Annotated in this window: 2 protein-coding genes; one reads left to right on the forward strand and one right to left on the reverse strand. The window is 37.9% G+C overall.

Annotation, left to right across the window (positions count from 1 at the left end; genetic code table 11):
• On the reverse strand, window positions 1–538 hold a 538-nt coding region (locus tag CHH91_RS17845), incomplete at its 3' end, for a delta-aminolevulinic acid dehydratase (protein ID WP_095224763.1).
• 137 nt (window positions 539–675) lie between these two features.
• Here CHH91_RS17845 and CHH91_RS21510 point away from each other — a divergent pair.
• Entirely contained in the window at window positions 676–759 is an 84-nt protein-coding gene (locus CHH91_RS21510; RefSeq protein ID WP_141234184.1) for a putative holin-like toxin, read from the forward strand.
• The last annotated feature ends 9 nt before the right edge of the window (window positions 760–768 follow it).

Here is a 768-nt window from a genome sequence, read left to right on the forward strand (position 1 = left end):
TACGATATAAGTTTGTTTCTTTGTCAATGGATTGAGCTATTTGAAAAGCTTCCTTAATTGGCTTAGAATTCGTCATTTGCTCATACATAAACGAAATTATAAACATCAATGCAGCGTTTCCGTCAATATAATCAACAGGGGCTGTGTAAGAAGCACAATTTGATTTATGAAAAGCATCTGCAAGCTCTTTATCCCCTAAAGTGCAGCCAGTGGCAAGTACATGAATACCGTCTAATCTTGCATATTTAAGGATTTCCTTATAGCCGAAGTATGAAGATCGAGGCTCGTTTTCTTCGTAAACTTCTTCTGCCAACTCTGGAAGCAGAAGTTTTCCACCTTCTCCATGAAAGGATAATATAAGGTAGTCAGTACTTGTTCTATTTTCACCAATTAGTACCTTGATTAAATCATTTGGTCTTCCTATCCAGTGCATATCCACTCTAGCACCGAAATATTCCAGCACAGAACGTAATGCAGATGATTCTAACACACAATTTGGACCAGTAACTAAGGTAATGTGTGTGTCCTTTTCCTCCAGGATAATCCCCTTCTTTCCCAATAATCTATTTCAATTATAAGAGAGATTACCAAGTTTTTCATGTATAATATTCCGTGTACAAGTTAACGACTCACTCAAGTGCGGTCTGACTCATTCCCCGGAAGGGGGTGAGGCTAATGACAACATTTGAAAGTTTATCTCTTATGATAGCTTTTGGCGTATTCATCATCGCCCTGTTGTCTTATATAGACAAAAAATAGACCCCCTTG

It is taken from the genome of Virgibacillus sp. 7505 (assembly GCF_002272135.1).
Lineage (GTDB): Bacteria > Bacillota > Bacilli > Bacillales > Amphibacillaceae > Terribacillus.

Bases quoted from the DNA above. Each gene is read 5' to 3' on its own strand.
- CHH91_RS21510 (WP_141234184.1), top strand. From the start codon at position 676: ATGACAACATTTGAAAGTTTATCTCTTATGATAGCTTTTGGCGTATTC.